Origin of the sequence: Janthinobacterium sp. HH102 (genome assembly GCF_001758625.2) — a bacterium.
GTDB lineage: Bacteria > Pseudomonadota > Gammaproteobacteria > Burkholderiales > Burkholderiaceae_D > Janthinobacterium.
The window spans coordinates 5,335,223-5,351,179 of the sequence record NZ_CP062062.1; the positions used below are offsets into that span (position 1 = coordinate 5,335,223).

12 protein-coding genes are annotated in these 15,957 nt (G+C 63.4%); 3 read left to right on the forward strand and 9 right to left on the reverse strand.

Going from position 1 to position 15,957, the window contains the following annotated elements:
- Window positions 1-80: 80 nt before the first annotated feature.
- Window positions 81-2,240: a S9 family peptidase gene (locus JAB4_RS24280; protein ID WP_070223731.1), complete on the forward strand. Its 2,160-nt coding sequence runs from the start codon at window positions 81-83 to the stop codon at window positions 2,238-2,240.
- A 58-nt stretch (window positions 2,241-2,298) separates the two neighbouring features.
- Here JAB4_RS24280 and JAB4_RS24285 read toward each other — a convergent pair whose 3' ends face one another.
- The 5 genes from JAB4_RS24285 to JAB4_RS24305 form a co-directional block, all read right to left on the reverse strand.
- Window positions 2,299-3,591 carry an MFS transporter gene (locus JAB4_RS24285; RefSeq protein WP_070223732.1) on the reverse strand — a complete coding sequence of 431 codons (1,293 nt, stop codon included), beginning with the start codon at window positions 3,589-3,591 and terminating at the stop codon, window positions 2,299-2,301.
- A 154-nt stretch (window positions 3,592-3,745) separates the two neighbouring features.
- On the reverse strand, window positions 3,746-4,477 hold the full coding sequence (locus tag JAB4_RS24290; RefSeq protein ID WP_070223733.1) for a BON domain-containing protein: 732 nt from the start codon (window positions 4,475-4,477) through the stop codon (window positions 3,746-3,748).
- A 104-nt stretch (window positions 4,478-4,581) separates the two neighbouring features.
- Window positions 4,582-5,286 (reverse strand): hypothetical protein, encoded by a 705-nt coding sequence (locus JAB4_RS24295; RefSeq protein WP_070223734.1) that lies wholly within the window; start codon window positions 5,284-5,286, stop codon window positions 4,582-4,584.
- A 153-nt stretch (window positions 5,287-5,439) separates the two neighbouring features.
- Window positions 5,440-7,170 carry a hypothetical protein gene (locus JAB4_RS24300; RefSeq protein WP_070223735.1) on the reverse strand — a complete coding sequence of 577 codons (1,731 nt, stop codon included), beginning with the start codon at window positions 7,168-7,170 and terminating at the stop codon, window positions 5,440-5,442.
- Between the two features lie 94 nt (window positions 7,171-7,264).
- A complete protein-coding gene (locus JAB4_RS24305; RefSeq protein WP_070223736.1) occupies window positions 7,265-7,864 on the reverse strand; it encodes a short chain dehydrogenase in 600 nt (199 codons plus the stop codon).
- Between the two features lie 112 nt (window positions 7,865-7,976).
- Between JAB4_RS24305 and JAB4_RS24310 the strand changes: the two genes are divergently transcribed.
- Complete coding sequence (locus tag JAB4_RS24310) at window positions 7,977-8,894, forward strand: LysR family transcriptional regulator (protein ID WP_070223737.1); 918 nt, start codon at window positions 7,977-7,979, stop codon at window positions 8,892-8,894.
- 9 nt (window positions 8,895-8,903) lie between these two features.
- Here the strand turns inward: JAB4_RS24310 and JAB4_RS24315 are convergent, their stop codons facing one another.
- The 3 genes from JAB4_RS24315 to JAB4_RS24325 form a co-directional block, all read right to left on the reverse strand.
- The gene (locus JAB4_RS24315) at window positions 8,904-10,364 is read right to left on the reverse strand and encodes an efflux transporter outer membrane subunit (protein WP_070223744.1); all 1,461 of its coding nucleotides are present in this window, start codon (window positions 10,362-10,364) and stop codon (window positions 8,904-8,906) included.
- 74 nt (window positions 10,365-10,438) lie between these two features.
- Window positions 10,439-12,037, reverse strand: coding sequence for a DHA2 family efflux MFS transporter permease subunit (locus tag JAB4_RS24320; RefSeq protein ID WP_070223738.1), 1,599 nt, complete (start codon window positions 12,035-12,037; stop codon window positions 10,439-10,441).
- Window positions 12,038-12,043: 6 nt separating this feature from the next.
- Entirely contained in the window at window positions 12,044-13,243 is a 1,200-nt protein-coding gene (locus JAB4_RS24325; RefSeq protein ID WP_070223739.1) for an HlyD family secretion protein, read from the reverse strand.
- A 144-nt stretch (window positions 13,244-13,387) separates the two neighbouring features.
- On the opposite strand from JAB4_RS24325, the gene JAB4_RS24330 reads away from it, so the two are divergent.
- A complete protein-coding gene (locus tag JAB4_RS24330; protein ID WP_070223740.1) occupies window positions 13,388-14,107 on the forward strand; it encodes a TetR/AcrR family transcriptional regulator in 720 nt (239 codons plus the stop codon).
- A gap of 23 nt (window positions 14,108-14,130) precedes the next feature.
- On the opposite strand, the gene JAB4_RS24335 is transcribed toward JAB4_RS24330, so the two are convergent.
- Window positions 14,131-15,300, reverse strand: coding sequence for a hypothetical protein (locus JAB4_RS24335; protein WP_139143596.1), 1,170 nt, complete (start codon window positions 15,298-15,300; stop codon window positions 14,131-14,133).
- Window positions 15,301-15,957 lie beyond the last annotated feature (657 nt).

Below are 15,957 nucleotides of genomic sequence, written 5' to 3' on the forward strand. Positions count from 1 at the left end.
GGTTCATGGCCTTGGCAGCGGCCGAATCGATGGGCAATAATGTTGCCCGCTGTACTTTTTTCACTACCCGGACCACGCCCATGACCTCACCCCGTCTTCGCCGTTCCCTCGGCTCTCTGCTGATCGCAGCAGCCTGCGCCTCGCTGGCTCACGCCGCCGATACCAAGGCCACGACCCCAGTTGCCGCCACGCAAACGCAAGCCAGACACGCCATCACGCATGAAGACGTGTGGCTGATGAAACGGGTGGGCGCGCCCGTCGCCAGCCCGGACGGGCGCTGGGCCGTGTTTTCCGTGGTCGACAGTGCATACGATAGCAAGGAGCAATGGTCGGACCTGTGGATCAAGTCCCTGCTTGATGACAGCCCCGCGCGTCGCCTGACGTATTCCAAGGGCGGCGAAAGCGCCGTGGCCTGGTCGCCGGACAGCCGCCAGCTGGTCTTCGTCGCCAAGCGCGACGGCGATGAAGCGGGACAGATCTACCGCCTCGACGTGGCCGCCGGCGGCGAAGCACAGCGCCTGACCTCGCTCACCCTGGGCGCGCGCATGCCGAAATGGAGCCCGGACGGCAAGCAATTGCTGTTCATCAGCGACATCTATCCAGGCAACAAGACTGAGGCCGACGTCAAGCAAAGCGCGAAAGAGCGCAAGGACCGCAAAGTCAGTGCCCGTTCGTATGAAACGACGGCGCCGCGCTATTTCGACAAATGGCTGACGGACAAGCATGTGCGCCTGTTCATCGTCGATGCGCAGCCTGAGACGAAAGGTGAAAACACGCCGCGCGACATCCTGTCGGGCACGCAACTGGTGGCGCTGCCCGGCTTTGGCGGCGGCCAGGGCGACGAGGGGCAATCCTTGGATGCCATCTGGACGCCGGACGGCAAGGCCGTCGTCTTCAACGCGGCCACCAACCACGATGCGGCGCAGCGCGAAGCCGTGGTTTCGCAACTGTATCTGCTGCCCGTGGCCGGCGGCGAAGCGCAGCGCTTGACGCAGGACAAGCACAGCTACGGTTCCCTGAAATTCGCGGCCGACGGCAAGACCCTGTTCGCCTTGAGCGACGCGCAAACGCCCGGTAAAGTGTATGACGTGAAACGCCTGGCCAGCTTCGCCTGGCCGATGAGCAACCCTGCGCCGACCATCCTGACAGCCAAGCTGGACCGGTCGATTTCGCGCTACGTGCTGCCCGAAGGCGGCAAGCGCGTCATTTTCAGCTATGAACATGCGGGCCTGGAAAAGCTGTACTCGATCGATGCCAAAGGCGGCGAGGTGCGCGAAGAGCCATCCTTGCCGACGGGCACCATCAACTCGCTGAGCAGCGGCGGCAAGGCCCTCGTCGGCGTGTGGGAGTCGTCGATCAATCCGCCGGAAATCTATGCCTTCAACGACAAGCAGCCGAAACGGCTGACGGCTTTCAATACGGACAAGGCAGACAAGATCGACTGGCAGGCGCCCGAGCACTTCTGGTTCACCACGGCCGACGGCCGCCGTATCCACAATATGCTCGTCAAGCCCGCGAATTTCGACCCGAACAAGAAATATCCGCTGTTTACCGTCATCCACGGCGGCGCGGCCAGCATGTGGCGCGACCAGTTCGTGCTGCGCTGGAACTATCACTTGCTGGCCAAGCCAGGTTATGTCGTGCTGCTGACCGACTACAAGGGTTCCACCGGCTATGGCGAGGAATTCTCGCGCTCGATCCAGTTCGACCCATTGAAAGGTCCGGGCGATGAAGTCAACCAGGGCGTCGATGAAGCCATCAAGAAATACCCGTTCATCGACAGCACGAAACTGGCCGCCGGCGGCGCCAGCTATGGCGGCCACCTGGCCAACTGGCTGCAGGCAACCACCACGCGCTACAAGGCCATCGTCTCGCACGCGGGCGAAATGGATTTGATCATGCAGTGGGGCACCAGCGATGGCGGTTTCGGCCGTGAAACGAATGCAGGCGGCCCCGTCTGGTCGAACCTGCCCGTGTGGCGCGACCAAAGCCCGGTCATGCAAGCGGGCAACCACGAAAAAGGCACAGGCTTTACCACCCCCATCCTGATCACCGTGGGCGAGCTCGACTACCGCGTGCCGGCCAACAATGCCCTGATGAACTTTGCCGTGCAACAGCGCCTGAACGTGCCGGCGAAATTGCTGGTGTTCCCGGACGAAAACCACTGGATTTTGAAGGGCGAGAACAGCCGTTTCTTCTACAGCGAAGTCGAGGGCTGGCTCGCCAAATACCTCAAGTAAATCCTGAAACGTTCTTGAAATGAAAAGCCAGGCTCCGCACATGCGGGCCTGGCTTTTTTCATGCGGGCTGGACGGCGGCCACGGCCGCCTTCTGCCGCTGGATCGCCAGCACCAGCAGCGCGGCCAGCAGGCAGGCGGCGCCGGCCGCGAACAGGGCCGGATTGTAGGTCAGCATCAGGGTGCGGATGCGGCCCGCGCCATACGCGGCCACGGCGGCGCCCAGCTGGTGGCCCGCGAAGATCCAGCCGAACACCATGCCCGCCCGCTCCCGGCCAAACGTGGCGCCCACCAGTTTCACGGTCGGCGGCACAGTGGCGATCCAGTCCAGGCCGTAAAACATGGCAAACAGGGACAGGCCGTACAGGGTGAATTCCGAATACGGCAGCCAGAACAGCGACAAGCCCCGCAAGCCGTAGTACCAGAACAGCAATTTGCGGTTGTCATAGCGGTCCGACAGCCAGCCGGACAAGATTGTGCCGAACAGATCGAAGGCGCCCATCATGGCCAGCACGGAGGCGGCCGGCACGGCGGACAGGCCCGAGTCGCCGCACAGGGAAATGAAGTGCGTCTGGATCAGGCCGTTGGTGCTGAGGCCGCAGATGAAGAAGGTGCCAAACAATATCCAGAAGGTACGATTGGAAGCCACGCTGCGCAGTATCAAAAAAGGCGTGGCGAACGTCATGGCGGCCGCCGGCGCCGCCATCAGGGGCGTGGCCGGGTCGGCGCCATACGGGCGCAAGGCCACGTCCTGCGGCCGGTTGCGCATGCACAGGAAGGCCAGCACGGCAACGATGGCGCAGCTGGCAAACACGGGCATGACGGCCGTGCGCCAGCCGAAATGCTCGATCAGCCAGGCACCCACGGGCAGGAACAGCAGCTGGCCCGTGGCCGAGCTGGCCGTCAGCACGCCCACCACCAGGCCCCGGTGCGTCTCGAACCAGCGGTTCGCCACCACGGCGCTCAAGACCAGCGCCGTCATGCCCGAACCCAGCCCCAGCAGGATGCCCCACAGGGCCACCAGCTGCCAGAACTGCGTCATGCGCGTGGCCAGCACCATGCCGCAAGCGATCAGCCCCAGCGCCACGCAGATGACATTGCGCAAGCCGAAGCGCTCCATCAGGATGGCGGCAAACGGCCCCATCAAGCCAAACAGCACGAAGCGCACGGCCAGGGCCGAGGAAATCTGCTCGGCATCCCAGCCGAACTCGCGGCTCAGCGGCTGCATCAGCGCGCCCGGCAAGCCCAGCGCGGCAGACGATGTCAGGGCCGTGAGGAAGGTGATGGCGACGATGACCCAGGCGAAATGGATGCCGCGCCGCTCCAGCCATTGCGAAAAGGGAAGAGAAAGCATGCTGTCCTCATGAGAAAAAATGGATGCCGGTCACTACCAGCCGGCGGGATTTTTCTCATGTTATATTATGATCGTAATTTATACAATCAAAAAACTGGAGCGGCACTGCCGCGTGCCGCTCCAGTCCTGGCTTTAACGCTGCGCAGAATGTGGCTTACTTGACCTTCAAGCCATTCTTCACATCCGTCACGCCTTCCACGCTGCGGGCCAGGTCGGCGGCTTTTTTCACTTGCGCCTGGGAAGGCACGAAGCCGCTGAGCATGACGACGCCATTCACCGTTTCCACGTGCACGTCGAGCGCCTTCAAGTCATTGTCCTTGACGAGGTCAGCCTTGATCTTGGTGGTGATGACGGAGTCGGCCACGGCCGTCTTGGTGCTGCCGGCCGCATTGCGCGTCACGCAGGCGGCCTTGGCCGTCGCATCCATGGCGTCGCAATTTTCCTTCGTCGTGGCGGGCGGATTCTGCGCCACGTTGGTGCCGGCCTTGGCGCCCGTATTGGCGTCGGCCAAAGCGGCCGTTTTCGCCGCCTTGGCATCGTTCATGCATGTGGTTTTATCGGCGCCCGTGCGGTCGCCGCACTTGGCCTTGGCCAGGTCATACTCGGCATTGGCGACATCCTTGCGGGCCTTGGTCAGCTCGCGCGGCGTGTTGCGGTATTGGGCCACGGCATCCGATTCGGCCTTGGCGCGCGCCACCTTGGCTTCTTCCACGCAGACTTTTTTCGCGTTGCCGCTGTGGCTGTCGCAGGCGGCCTTGGCCTGCTTGTACTCACTTGACGCCTTGTCCGTCAAACTCTTGTACGAGGCATCCTGCGCATACGCGGGCGCGGCGGCAAGCAGGGCGCTGGCACTGGCGGCCAGCATGAGTGCGATCATTTTGTTCATGATGGTTCCTCTCTGGTTAGTTGATGCCCAGATTAGACCCCTGCCGCGCGCAAAGCTCCGTGCGACAGCACACGCTGACAGTCCATTCGCTTAAAAATCAGCGTTTATTTGTCGCCGCTCAAACCCATCCGCCACAATACTTGCGCCTGTTCAAATGGTGAAACGGCCCCATCAAATGCGCCTGCGCCATCGGCCAGCGCCAGCCATGCCTGCGTGGCGTGGGAACTGCCTACACCGCCGCCCGCAGCCTCGCCTGCCGCGCGCACGCCGCGCATCCAGGCCAGCACATCCTGATACTGGCCGGGGTGGCGTCCATGCATCCAGGCCAGGGCCACCAGGTCCGCATACCCCTCTTCGCGGCGCGTCTCGCTCAGCTCCTGCGCCAGCGCAGCCAACTTGCCGCGCTGCCTGCTGCGCGGCTCGACAAAGCCGCGCGGCAAGGCATGCCAGTCGCCCTGCGCATAGCGCCGGCAATGGCCGATCTCATGCGCCGTCATCGCTTCCATCATCAGGCCCTGGCGCGCGGGCGGCACGCCCTGCAAGACACTGTCCGCCTGCGCATTGCCGCGCAAGGACAGCACCAGCTTGCAGCGCCCCCCTTCGTAGCCCAGCGCCAGCGGCACGGCGCCGGGCGCATCCTGCGGCTGCACGATGATATCGATGGGCAAACCTTGCGCACGCGCAAACGCGATGACGGGCTGGCCCGCCTGCAGCCAGCGCGTTTCCAAATCGGTCAGCTGGGCGGCAGCCACGGCAGGCAAAGGAGAGAAAGCGATGAGCAAGCTCATCAGCAATAGCGGATTCAGCATGAAATAGGCGGGAAGAAAGGAGGATTTACCACTGCAGAGTAAGCGGTGGATGTATTTCCACAAGGAAAAACTGGCAACTTTTCGCAAATAAAGACGAAAAAAAACCGGTGCGCAAGGCACCGGCTTTTCAGACTGATAATAATCAAGGTCAGCTTATTTCTTCGCCGCCTTATCCAGCGCGCGGGCCGTGACGAATTCCGGGCGGATATCGTTGGGCACGGCCTTCATCTTGTCGAGCGCCACCTGCACTTCAGGGCGGATGACCACGTATTTCGTCATCATCGCTTGCGCGCGCGCATAGTCGCCCGTCGCCTCGATGGTCAGAAATTCACGGTCCAGGTCGATCACGGCCTGCTTGATCTTCGCAAAATCGACGCCGAATTTGCCGTCGCCCAGCGAGACAAAACCGCCCTTGTCGAGGATGTAATTCATCTGGATGGCCATGCCGCGCGCATGCGAATCCGTCAGGCCGAAATGCAGCGTGCGGAAACCGGAGGCGAGGAAGGTGTTGTACAGCTTGCGTTCGGCCGCCTCGCCCTGGCCCAAGGTGTCGTTGAGCTGGCCCTTGTCCATCATGTAGCGCAGCGCGAACAGGCCCGTGATATCGGCCTTGGCTTCCTCGATGGTGGAATACGCTTCCTTCAAGTCCTGGCGCGGCGTCGACGGCTTGCCGTCAACCACGGTGGCGTGCGGGCCCAGGCCGTGCATGATTTCATGCGCGAGGATGTGCGTGAAGAAGGAATTGAAATCGACGTCCTGCTGCGCTTCCGGCGTGAGCACCAGTTTCGAGATCGGCGTCAGGGTAGCCTTGAACTTGGCTTCCTGCACGTTCTTCAGCATCACGCGCTTGGAGCCGCGCGCGCTGATGATGCGCTCGTCATTGGGCAAGTTGTAGGCGGCCGTCTGCACGGCCATGTTGCCGTCGCCGGCACCGTACACCTGGTTGACCACCACCATCGGCGCCAGCGCGCCCACTTTCGGGTTGCGGTACTGGGCGTCGAGCGGCAGGTTGTCTTCCAGCTCCTGCATGTGCTTGGCGAAGAAATTGAGCTTTTGCGTCTCGGCCTGGTCGCGGATGTTCACGTAGGCTTCGAACGCGGCCTTGTAGCCGAACAGTTCATCGTTATACGTTTCATACGGGCCGATGGTGATGTCGACGGGCGAATCGAGGTCCATCCAGGCGAAGTCGGACGGCAGATAGTCGTTGTCGAGGAAAGCCTTGGCGCGCAGGGTGAGGAATTTCTTCAGCGATGCATTGTCCGTGGCGGCCGCCGCTTCATCGAGCAATTTGGCCAGCTGTTTCAGCTCCACCTTGTATTCGTCCGAATACTTGACGGTCTGGTATTTGCCATCCTTGCCCGCGCGAATCGTCGTGAAGAACCATTGCGCCTGCTGCTTGTCCTCTGGCGACAAGCCATTCATCCACGTTTCCAGGCTGGCCTTGGTGGCGCCCTGCGGATAGAAGTTGCCCGCTTCCGGCTTGTGCGCGGGAATGGCGATGCCCGCATAGCTGGCCGGCATGAACGAGGCGTGCGCGTCGAGCACCGACCATGGCCCCTTGTTGATCCAGAAATAATTCAGGCGGGCCTGACCCAGGGCCGACTTGTCCTTCTTCAGGGCCGCCCACAGCGCTTCATTGCCGGACCAGCGCTGGCGCAGCTGCAGCACGTCGACCAGCTTGGCCGCCTCGACCAGTTTGGCGATGGCCTGGCGGTCGCCCGCGGACAGGTGGGTGACGTCGGCCGTCAGCGCGACGGGGGCGTAACGGGCGCTCATGGCCGTCAGTTGTTGCGCGGTGGCCGGGGTGGCCGGGGTGGCTGGCGTTGCGGCGCAGGCGCTGCCGACGGCGGCAGCCATCAGCAGGGGAATCAGGAGTTTTTTCATGGGGCCTCGGTTAAATTCTGGGGTCAGACCCGGCGGGTCTGACCCCAAGTGAGGCAAATTGTAATCCACCAATGCCCCCGCCTGCAGCGCTGGCTTACCAGACCTTGTACACCTGCCCCGTCTGCGCCCCTTCCACGCTGCGGCTGTAGGCGAGCGCCACGCGGCTGGCGGCGGCCGGCTCGAAGCCGTAGAAGAAGGGGCCGTACGACTCCAGCGATTCGGCCAGCACCGTCGGGCTGACGACATTGATGCGCACGCCGCGCTGCAACTCGATGGCGGCGCCCCTGACAAAACCTTCCACGGCCGCGTTGGTCATGCTGGCGGCCGTGCCGAAGCGGATCGGCTGCTCGGCCACGATGCCGCTGGTCAAGGTAATCGAGCCGCCGTCGTTCAGGTATTCCTGCGCCACCAGCGCCACATTGACCTGACCCATCAGCTTGCTGTCCAGGCCCAGGCGGAATTGCTCAGGAGTAAATTCGCTCAGCGGGCCGAAATGCAGCTTGCCGGCCGTCACGACAACGGCATCGACCTTGCCGATGCGCTTGAACAAGGCGCGCACTTGCGCGATGTCGCCCATGTCGGCCTGGTGCGTGCCGCTGCGGCTGCCCACTTCGATGATTTCATGGCGTTGCGCCAGTTGGGCGGCGACGGCCGTGCCGATGGTGCCGCTGGCGCCGATGATGACGATTTTCATGCTGCTTCCTTGTGTGGGTTGAACGATGGAGCCAGTATGCGCCGCTTACAAAAAGGAATAAATACGCTAGAATTTACAAGATTACTAATCTATAGTTTGCAATCGGGAAGCCATGGATAAATTGCGCAGCATGGAGATTTTTGTCACCGTCGTCGATGCAGGCAGTTTCACGGCCGCCGCCGAGGCGTTCCAGATTTCGCCCGTGATGGTGGGCAAGCACATCAAATACCTGGAAGAGCGGCTGGGCGCGCGGCTGCTGGCGCGCACCACGCGGCGGCAAAGCCTGACGGAAATCGGCCAGCAGTATGCGGAACAGTGCCGTCAGATCCTGGCCAGCATCCATGCGGCCGAACGGGGTGCGGAAGCCATGCGCGCGGCGCCGCGCGGCAAGCTGAAGATCACGGCGCCCGTGTCCTTCGGCAGCGAGTGCATCGCGCCGCTGATGGCCGACTACCTCGATGCGTATCCGGAAGTGAGCCTGGAACTGAACCTGAACGACAGGATGGTGGACCTAGTGGAAGAAGGGTTCGATGCGGCCATCCGCATCGGCAAGCTGGAAGATTCCGCCATGGTGGCGCGCGTGCTGCGGCCGTATGCGATGGTGATCTGCGCCGCGCCCGCCTACCTGGCCAGACACGGCACGCCGCGCACGCCGGCCGACCTGGCACGCCACGAATGCCTGGACTTCATGCAGTGGACGCGCCACGTGCGCTGGCGCCTGGCCAGGAGCGGCGACGATGATGGCAGCCCCGTGCGCGAAAGCCGCTTCCGCTCGAACAATGGTCAGGCGCTGCGCGTGGCAGCCCTGCACGGCTTCGGCATCGTCATGCAGGCGGAGATCCTGATGGTCGGCGATATCACCGCCGGCAGGCTGGTGCCGCTGCTGGCCGGCTACGTGCCGGCGCCCCGCCCCATGCACCTCGTGTATGCGCGCGACCGCCAGCCCACGCCGAAGCTGACGACCTTCATCGATTTTCTGCTGGAACGCTACGGGCCGGCGGCGACACCGCCACCGGCCACGCTCACGTAACCGTCGTACTTAGTTGGCCTTTGCGGCGGGCGCCGAGGCCAGCTTGGCCAGCTCGCCGTCCGGCTGCCAGCCGGCACCCAGCGAACGGGCAACGGCGACCGTCGCCAGCAGGCGCTGGGTCTTGATCTGCGCGGCGGCACGGTCCGCCGCCAGCGAACTGCGCTGGGCATCGGTGACGTCCAGGTAGGTCGAGATGCCGCGCTCGTAGCGCGTGCGCGCCACCAGGTAGGCGCGCGCCGCCGCTGCCTGCGACAGGGCCTGGGCATCGCCCTGCAACTGTCGCTGCTCCACGTCGGACAGCGCGTCTTCCACTTCGCGCAAGGCCGTCAGCAGCTTCGTTTCGTGGTTCGCCACGGCTTCCGCATAGCGCGCCTTGGACAGGTCCAGATTGGCCTGGTTGCGGCCGCCGTCGAAGATCGGCAGGGACAGGGCCAGCGGGCCAAAGCTGAACTGGCGCGAACCGCCCTGCGCCAGGTCGCGCAGTTTTTCCGAGGCGTAGCCGAAATTGCCCGTCAATTGCAGCGACGGGTAAAACGCGCCTTCTGCCACGCCCACTTGCGCGTTCGCCGCGCGCAGGCCCGCCACGCTGGACACGAGGTCCGGACGGTGCGCCAGCAGGCTGGCGGGCAAGCCGACAGGGATGGCGGGCGGCAGCGGCAAGCTGGAAGGCTCGGCGGCCACCGGCAATTGCAGCGCCGACGGCGGCTTGCCCGTCAGGGCGGCCAGGCTGTTTTCCAGCTGGTTGCGCTGGCGCTTGACTTCATGCAGGTCGGCCTGCGCGTTCGACAGTTCGACTTTCGCGCGCGCCAGGTCCAGCTCATTCGTCAGCCCTGCATTGAAGCGCGCCTCGACGAGCTGCGCCGACTCGCGGCGCGTGTCCAGGGCGCCATTCAGGATCGCCATTTCCGCGTCCAGCCCGCGCAGCTGCCAGTAATTGCTGGCCACTTGCGACGACAGCATCAGCAGCACGCCGTCGCGGTCCGCCTGCGCCGCCAGCGCCTGCGCGTCCGCCGCTTCGACCAGGCGTTTCACGCGGCCCAGCAAGTCGACTTCATACGACAGCGAGCCGCCCACGGAGAAGTTATTGCCGCTGATCGAGCGGTTGCCCAGGGCCAGGCCCTGCGAAGTATTGGCCGAGGTGCGCGAGTTCGAGATGCCCGTGCTGACGTTCACGCTCGGGCCCTGGTTGGCGCGCGCCGTGCCGCTTTGCGCCAGCGCCTGCAGCAGGCGCTCGCCGGCCGCTTTTACGCTGGGATTGTCCTGCAGCGCGCTCTGTTCCAGGCGGTTCAGGGTGGCGTCGCCGTAGATGCGCCACCACTCTTTGGGCAGCTGCGCGGCGTCGGCCGCGGCCGCACCATGGCGGAAGGTGTCGGCGCCGGCCACATTCGCCGGTGCCGTGAAATCCTGGCCCACGGTGCCGCAGGCGGACAGCGCCACGGCAAGGGAAGCGGCCAGCGCTATTTTCGTCATTACTGTTTGCATGATGGTTTGCATGATGATTACCTTCTTGTTCTTGAGGTGCTGCACGTGCGCGCTGTGCGCGGTCAATGACCGCCGCCACCGCCACCGGGAGCTTTGAGTTTGTCGGCCAGCCACAGGGGCACGATGCAGGCCAGCAGGATGGCGCCGATCAGGAAGAAGCCATCGTTGTAAGCCATCACATACGCCTCGCGGCGCACGATGCCGTCGATCGCCTGCAAGGCCTGGTTGCCGGCCGTGACGGCGTCATAGCCCTTGGCCATGAACGAGGACGTCAGCTGGTCGATGCGCAGCTGCGTGGCGCTGGAATAGGCATTGATCGCCTCGCCCAGGCGCTGCGAGTGGAAGTGTTCGCGGGTGCTCAGGGCCGTGGCCAGCAGGGCGATGCCGATCGAGCCGCCCAGGTTGCGCGTCATGTTGAACAGGCTCGATGCGGACGGCATGTCCTTCGGCGCGATGCCCTTCATGGCGAAGTTCGACAGGGTCAGCATGACGAAGGGCTGGCCCAGCGCGCGCACGACCTGCGACCACAGCAGCTGGTCGTAGCCGGTGGACGCATCCATGTAGGCATTCATCATGCACGAGCCGCCGAACAGCAAGAGACCGAACGAGCACAGGATGCGGTTGTCCACCACGGACGAGAGTTTGGCCACAAACGGCATGATGAACAGCTGCGGCAAGCCCACCCACATGATGACTTCACCGATCTGCATCGGCGAATAGCCGGCGATCTGGCCCAGGAACAAGGGCAGCAAAAAGGCCGAGCCGTACAGGCCCATGCCCGTCACGGCCGACAGCACGGTGGCGACCAAAAAGTTACGCTGGCCGTACAGGCCCAGGTTGACGAACGGTTCGGCGCGCGTGGCGCTGGTGACGACCCAGCCCAGGATGCCCGTCAGGGCCAGCGCGGCGAAGGTGATGATGAAACCCGAGTCGAACCAGTCCTTCGAATTGCCCTCTTCCAGGAAGATCGTCAGGCAGCCCAGGCCCAGGGCCATGAAGAAGATGCCCAGCCAGTCGGCCTTCCAGAACATCTCGAGCTTCATCGGCTCCTTGTCCAGGCCATAGATCATGCCGGCGATCAGCAGCACGCCCGGCACCCAGTTGATGTAGAAGATCGAGGGCCAGCCATACAGCTCGGAGAGGTAGCCGCCCAGGGTCGGGCCCATGGCCGGCGCCAGGGTCGCCGTCAGGCCGAAGATGGCCATGCCGACGGCACGCTTCGACGGCGGCAGCTTGAGCATCACCAGGGTGAACGCCATCGGTATCAGGGCGCCGCCCGTGAACCCCTGCAGCATGCGGAAGACGATCATGCTTTCCAGGTTCCAGGCCGTGCCGCACAGGGTGGAGAACAGCAGGAAGAAAGCGGTGGTGCCGATCATGTAGGTACGCAGTCCGAACACGCGCGCCAGCAGCGCGGTGAGGGGAATGACGATAATTTCCGCCACCAGGTAGGCCGTGGAAATCCACGAGCCCTCTTCCTGGGTGGCCGACAGCGAGCCAAGGATATCCTTGAGCGAGGAGTTGGTGATCTGGATGTCGAGCACCGCCATGAAGGCGCCCAGCATGCCGGCGGCGACCGCCAGCCAGGTGCGCCCGGAAACTTTCTCGTCAATCACGGGAAACGCTGGCGGCTTCGCCAGCGTGGTGGAGGAGCTGCTCATGGAAGCTTAGCGGGCGGTGGTCTGGGCGGCGGGAGCGGCGGCGTGGCGCGGGGCCTCGGCCTTGTCCGACGCAGGCTGGTTCACTTCCACTTCGGCAATCACCGACATGCCCGGCACCAGGCGGCCATTCATGGCCTTGATGTCTTCCGGCTGGAAGACGATTTTCACGGGTACGCGCTGGACGATCTTGGTGAAGTTGCCGGTGGCGTTATCGGCCGGCAGCAGGGCGAATTGCGCGCCCGAGGCAGGGGCGAAGCTGTCCACGGTGCCCACCAGTTTCTTGCCCGGCATGGCGTCGATGGTCACGTGCACGCTCTGGCCGCGGTGCAGGTCGGCCAGCTGGGTTTCCTTGAAGTTGGCGGTGACCCAAACGTTGTCCTGCACGATGGCCGTCAACTGCTGGCCAGGCTGCACGCGCATGCCCGTTTCCACGTTGCGCTTGCCGATGCGGCCGGCGACGGGCGCCAGGATGCGGTTGTATTGCAGCTGCTGTTCCGCGTCCTTCAATTGCACGCGCAGCACGGCCACTTGTGCCTTGGCCACGTCGCGCGCGGCTTGCGCCGCGCCGATCTGCGACTTGGCGGCCGAAGCGCTGTCGCGGCGGGCGGCCAGGTCGGCCACGGCACTCGAGCGGGCCGCGTTGGCCGCGTCGAGTTCCGCCTTCGAGACGGCTTTCATCTGGCTCGTGTACAGCTGGCCATAACGGTCCGCATCCTGTTTCGCGCGCAGCAATTGCGCATCGGCTTGCGCCACTTGCGCCTGGGCGGCACTCGCTTGCGCCTGCACCTGGGCGATCTGCGCGTCCGCTTGCAGCACTTGCTGCTCGGCGCTGGCGATCTGCGCGGCGATCTGCTCGGTTTTCACGCGCTGGTCGAACGGGTCGAGTTCGGCGATCACGTCGCCCTCTTTCACGATTTGATTGTCGTCGATGAAGACCTTGGTAACGACGCCGGAAATGCGCGCCGAGACGGGATGCACGTGGCCGGCCACATAGGCGTTTTCCGTTTCCACGAAATAGTGGCTGCGGTACCACATGCGCGCGCCGGCGCCCAGCGCCACGAGGACGATCAGGCCGGCGATGATTTTCACACGGTTATTCGGTGGTGCGGAGCTGGCGGAAGCGGCGGGCGTGGAAGGTGCGGCAGGGGCCGCGGGTGGGACGGCGCTCAGCACCTTGTGCTCTGCTTGGCCTGGCTGGTTGGACATACTCGCTCCGGAAATGAAATGATATAGGTTCATTATTGGGCAAAGAAAAGCCAAAGTCAAGAAATGAAACGATTGCATTTCATTTTAATTTGCACTACAGTGTGAGCCATCACTTACCTTCCACCTTATAAAGAGACCCAGACCATGTCCGATCCCGGCCTCAGCGATACCTTGCCCACCGATACAGCATCCGACGCCGCCGCCCAGGAGCTTTCCTGCTGCGGCAAGCCAGCCGGCCGCCCGCGCGCGGCCGACATGGAAGCGCGCATGGAAAACCTGCTGCACACGGCCGGCTGCCTGTTTCTGGAAAAGGGGTATGGGAAGGTCAGCCTGGAAATGATCGCCCGCGAAGCCCATGTGGCCGTGCGCACGATTTACGTGAAATTTGGCGGCAAGTCGGGCTTGTTCAATGCCGTGGTGGAATTGCGCCGCGCCGCCTACTTCTCGACCATGCCGGCGCTGGAAACGGATATGCGGCCCCTGCCCGCCATTTTGAGCGAGTTCGGCCTGCTGTTCGTGCAACTGGTCACCATGCCGGCGGCGATCCGCCTCAATCGCATGGTGGTGGCCGAAGCGGCCACGCACCCGGAACTGGCGGAAACGTTTTACAAGGTGGGACCGGGACAGACGCGCGAGATGCTGACCAAGTTTTTCAGCCGCCCCGACATCGCGCCCCTGTTTCGCGCAGAGCTGACGCCATCCATGCTGGCGCTGCACCTGCTCAATTGCCTGCTGGGCGACCAGATGTCGCGCCTGCTATTCCCGCCACAGGCGCAGCCGGATGTCGCACAGCTGCGCACCAAGGTTGCACTCAGCCTGGACCTGTTCCTGCGCGGCACCCTGCGCCAGCCGCTGGCGGACTGACGCGGCACGGCTGGCCCCGGAAGTCAGCCAGGGCGGCTGCAGTCTTCCGGCAGCGCCGCTTCGACCTGTTCATCGTTCAAGCCCAGCGCACGCAGGAAAGGCTGGGCCGCCGACGCGCCATCAACGCTGAGTGAAGACTCACTTCCATCGTAGCGGTCCGGGCCGTAGCGCATCAGGTCGAACGAGGTTTCAAAGCGTTGTGCCAGGAAATACGTGCGGAAGTAATCGAAGGAAAACGCCACCTGGCCATCAGCACACAGCAGCAAGCCATGCGCATACAGCGGCGCCAGCCAGTCCCCGACCGCCATGCTCCAGCCCTTCACGCCGCAATAGTCGCTGACAAAACGCTCGAGCTCCACCTCGCTGAGGAACACGCTCTTGGCTTCGAACATCACGAACGCCAGCTCGATGAGGAATTCGCGCGCATCGGCAGCGACGCCGGCGTCCTCGCGCCGTTGCGCGCCCGCCTTGCCCAGCAAGCCATCGAGATAGGCGCGATCGCCTGCCAGCTGCGGCAGCAAGGTGGCAAACACATACTCGGCATCCACCTGCCCCGTTTCCTGGCCGTTCGGCGTGTACAGCACCGACAGGGCGAAGTTCTTGCTCACGTCATCGAACTCGCGCAGCGACACCGTCCACTGCGTGCCTGGCCCGCCGCCATCCGCTTCGCCCGTGGCGAACTCGAGCACGGAAAATGCCGCCATCTGGCCATTCGCACCGTACAGGCTGCCCGGATTGCTCTTGAACAGAATGCCCAGCGACTTCATCAGCGAGCTGGCATCGCCCGTATGCTGGTGGCCATGGAACACGGCGTGGATATTCTTGTAATGCGCGCGCTGCTCGGCACTGGCGTGCTCGTCGGCAGAGAAAAAGCTGAAGCCGGCATTGCCCAGCGCCGCCGCGGCGACACCCTGCGCGCGGCTGCCCGGCACCAGGTAGAAGCGCGCACCGGGCAAGCTGGCCGCCTGCAGCAAGGGGCGCAGGAAGTATTCGTAGACGTACACGGGTGTCGTGCCGGCACAGGCGTCGGGCGCCACCAGCTGGCCCGTGAAGAAAATCGCATCGATCCTCTTGCCCGCCGCCAGGATAGCGGCCACATCCTGGTACAAGGCATGCAGCATCACGGCTTGCTCTTGCTCATCAGCCCGGCGCAAACGGACATCGGCGATATGAAGGGCGGTAAATTTTCTCATCGTTGCAAAACTTTCTTAGAGCCTATCCCAGTAGGGAGGGAGCGTCTTCTGCTGGCAGTTCATCAGGAGCGCTGACAAGGCGTGAGGAAGATGCGTAGCGAGCCACGCGACGACTACCCGCTTCCGAGGGGCGCCAGCAAGGGATGTATTCATCTGCTGGGACAGGCTCCTGGTACAGCGGAACTTGACCGACTCCCATGCTGGCAACATTGCTGGAAAAATCGCACGCGTCCATAGAAGCAAAACATGGTTACAGACCGCCATTCTGCCATTTTTTCCATACGGCAATACTCACCAATTTTCACATGGTGCGTATCCGCCACGGTCCGTCTGCGGTTTACTTCGCCAGGATCAAGGGATATAGGTGTAACCAAAAGACGTCGATCAGGCCACCTTTCGGGGTAAAAAGATGCAACACCAGTAGAATTCGCCGTTGTCTGTTCACTATACTTAGGCATCGTCAGCTCCATGACTTCAATCGCAACGTAACTGCAGCGCTGGCTTGTCCGACGCCCTATTCGCCGTACAGTAGACAATCTTCAGGAGTGGCAACTTGCAATCGACGAACACGGTTCCCGAGGTAAGCGAGAACCGCTTGCTGCGGCAAGTACATTTCCAGCGCAGTCCCTTTATGCCTTCAGTAATACTCGTCAATAG

What these genes read in the sequence shown, in the direction of transcription:
- JAB4_RS24300 (WP_070223735.1), bottom strand. Translation starts at nt 7,170, where the DNA reads ATGAAAAAACTCCTGATTCCCCTGCTGATGGCTGCCGCCGTCGGCAGC.
- JAB4_RS24285 (WP_070223732.1), bottom strand. Translation starts at nt 3,591, where the DNA reads ATGCTTTCTCTTCCCTTTTCGCAATGGCTGGAGCGGCGCGGCATCCAT.
- JAB4_RS24320 (WP_070223738.1), bottom strand. Translation starts at nt 12,037, where the DNA reads ATGAGCAGCTCCTCCACCACGCTGGCGAAGCCGCCAGCGTTTCCCGTG.
- JAB4_RS24325 (WP_070223739.1), bottom strand. Translation starts at nt 13,243, where the DNA reads ATGTCCAACCAGCCAGGCCAAGCAGAGCACAAGGTGCTGAGCGCCGTC.
- JAB4_RS24335 (WP_139143596.1), bottom strand. Translation starts at nt 15,300, where the DNA reads ATGAGAAAATTTACCGCCCTTCATATCGCCGATGTCCGTTTGCGCCGG.
- JAB4_RS24290 (WP_070223733.1), bottom strand. Translation starts at nt 4,477, where the DNA reads ATGAACAAAATGATCGCACTCATGCTGGCCGCCAGTGCCAGCGCCCTG.
- JAB4_RS24295 (WP_070223734.1), bottom strand. Translation starts at nt 5,286, where the DNA reads ATGCTGAATCCGCTATTGCTGATGAGCTTGCTCATCGCTTTCTCTCCT.
- JAB4_RS24310 (WP_070223737.1), top strand. Translation starts at nt 7,977, where the DNA reads ATGGATAAATTGCGCAGCATGGAGATTTTTGTCACCGTCGTCGATGCA.
- JAB4_RS24280 (WP_070223731.1), top strand. Translation starts at nt 81, where the DNA reads ATGACCTCACCCCGTCTTCGCCGTTCCCTCGGCTCTCTGCTGATCGCA.
- JAB4_RS24315 (WP_070223744.1), bottom strand. Translation starts at nt 10,364, where the DNA reads ATGACGAAAATAGCGCTGGCCGCTTCCCTTGCCGTGGCGCTGTCCGCC.
- JAB4_RS24305 (WP_070223736.1), bottom strand. Translation starts at nt 7,864, where the DNA reads ATGAAAATCGTCATCATCGGCGCCAGCGGCACCATCGGCACGGCCGTC.
- JAB4_RS24330 (WP_070223740.1), top strand. Translation starts at nt 13,388, where the DNA reads ATGTCCGATCCCGGCCTCAGCGATACCTTGCCCACCGATACAGCATCC.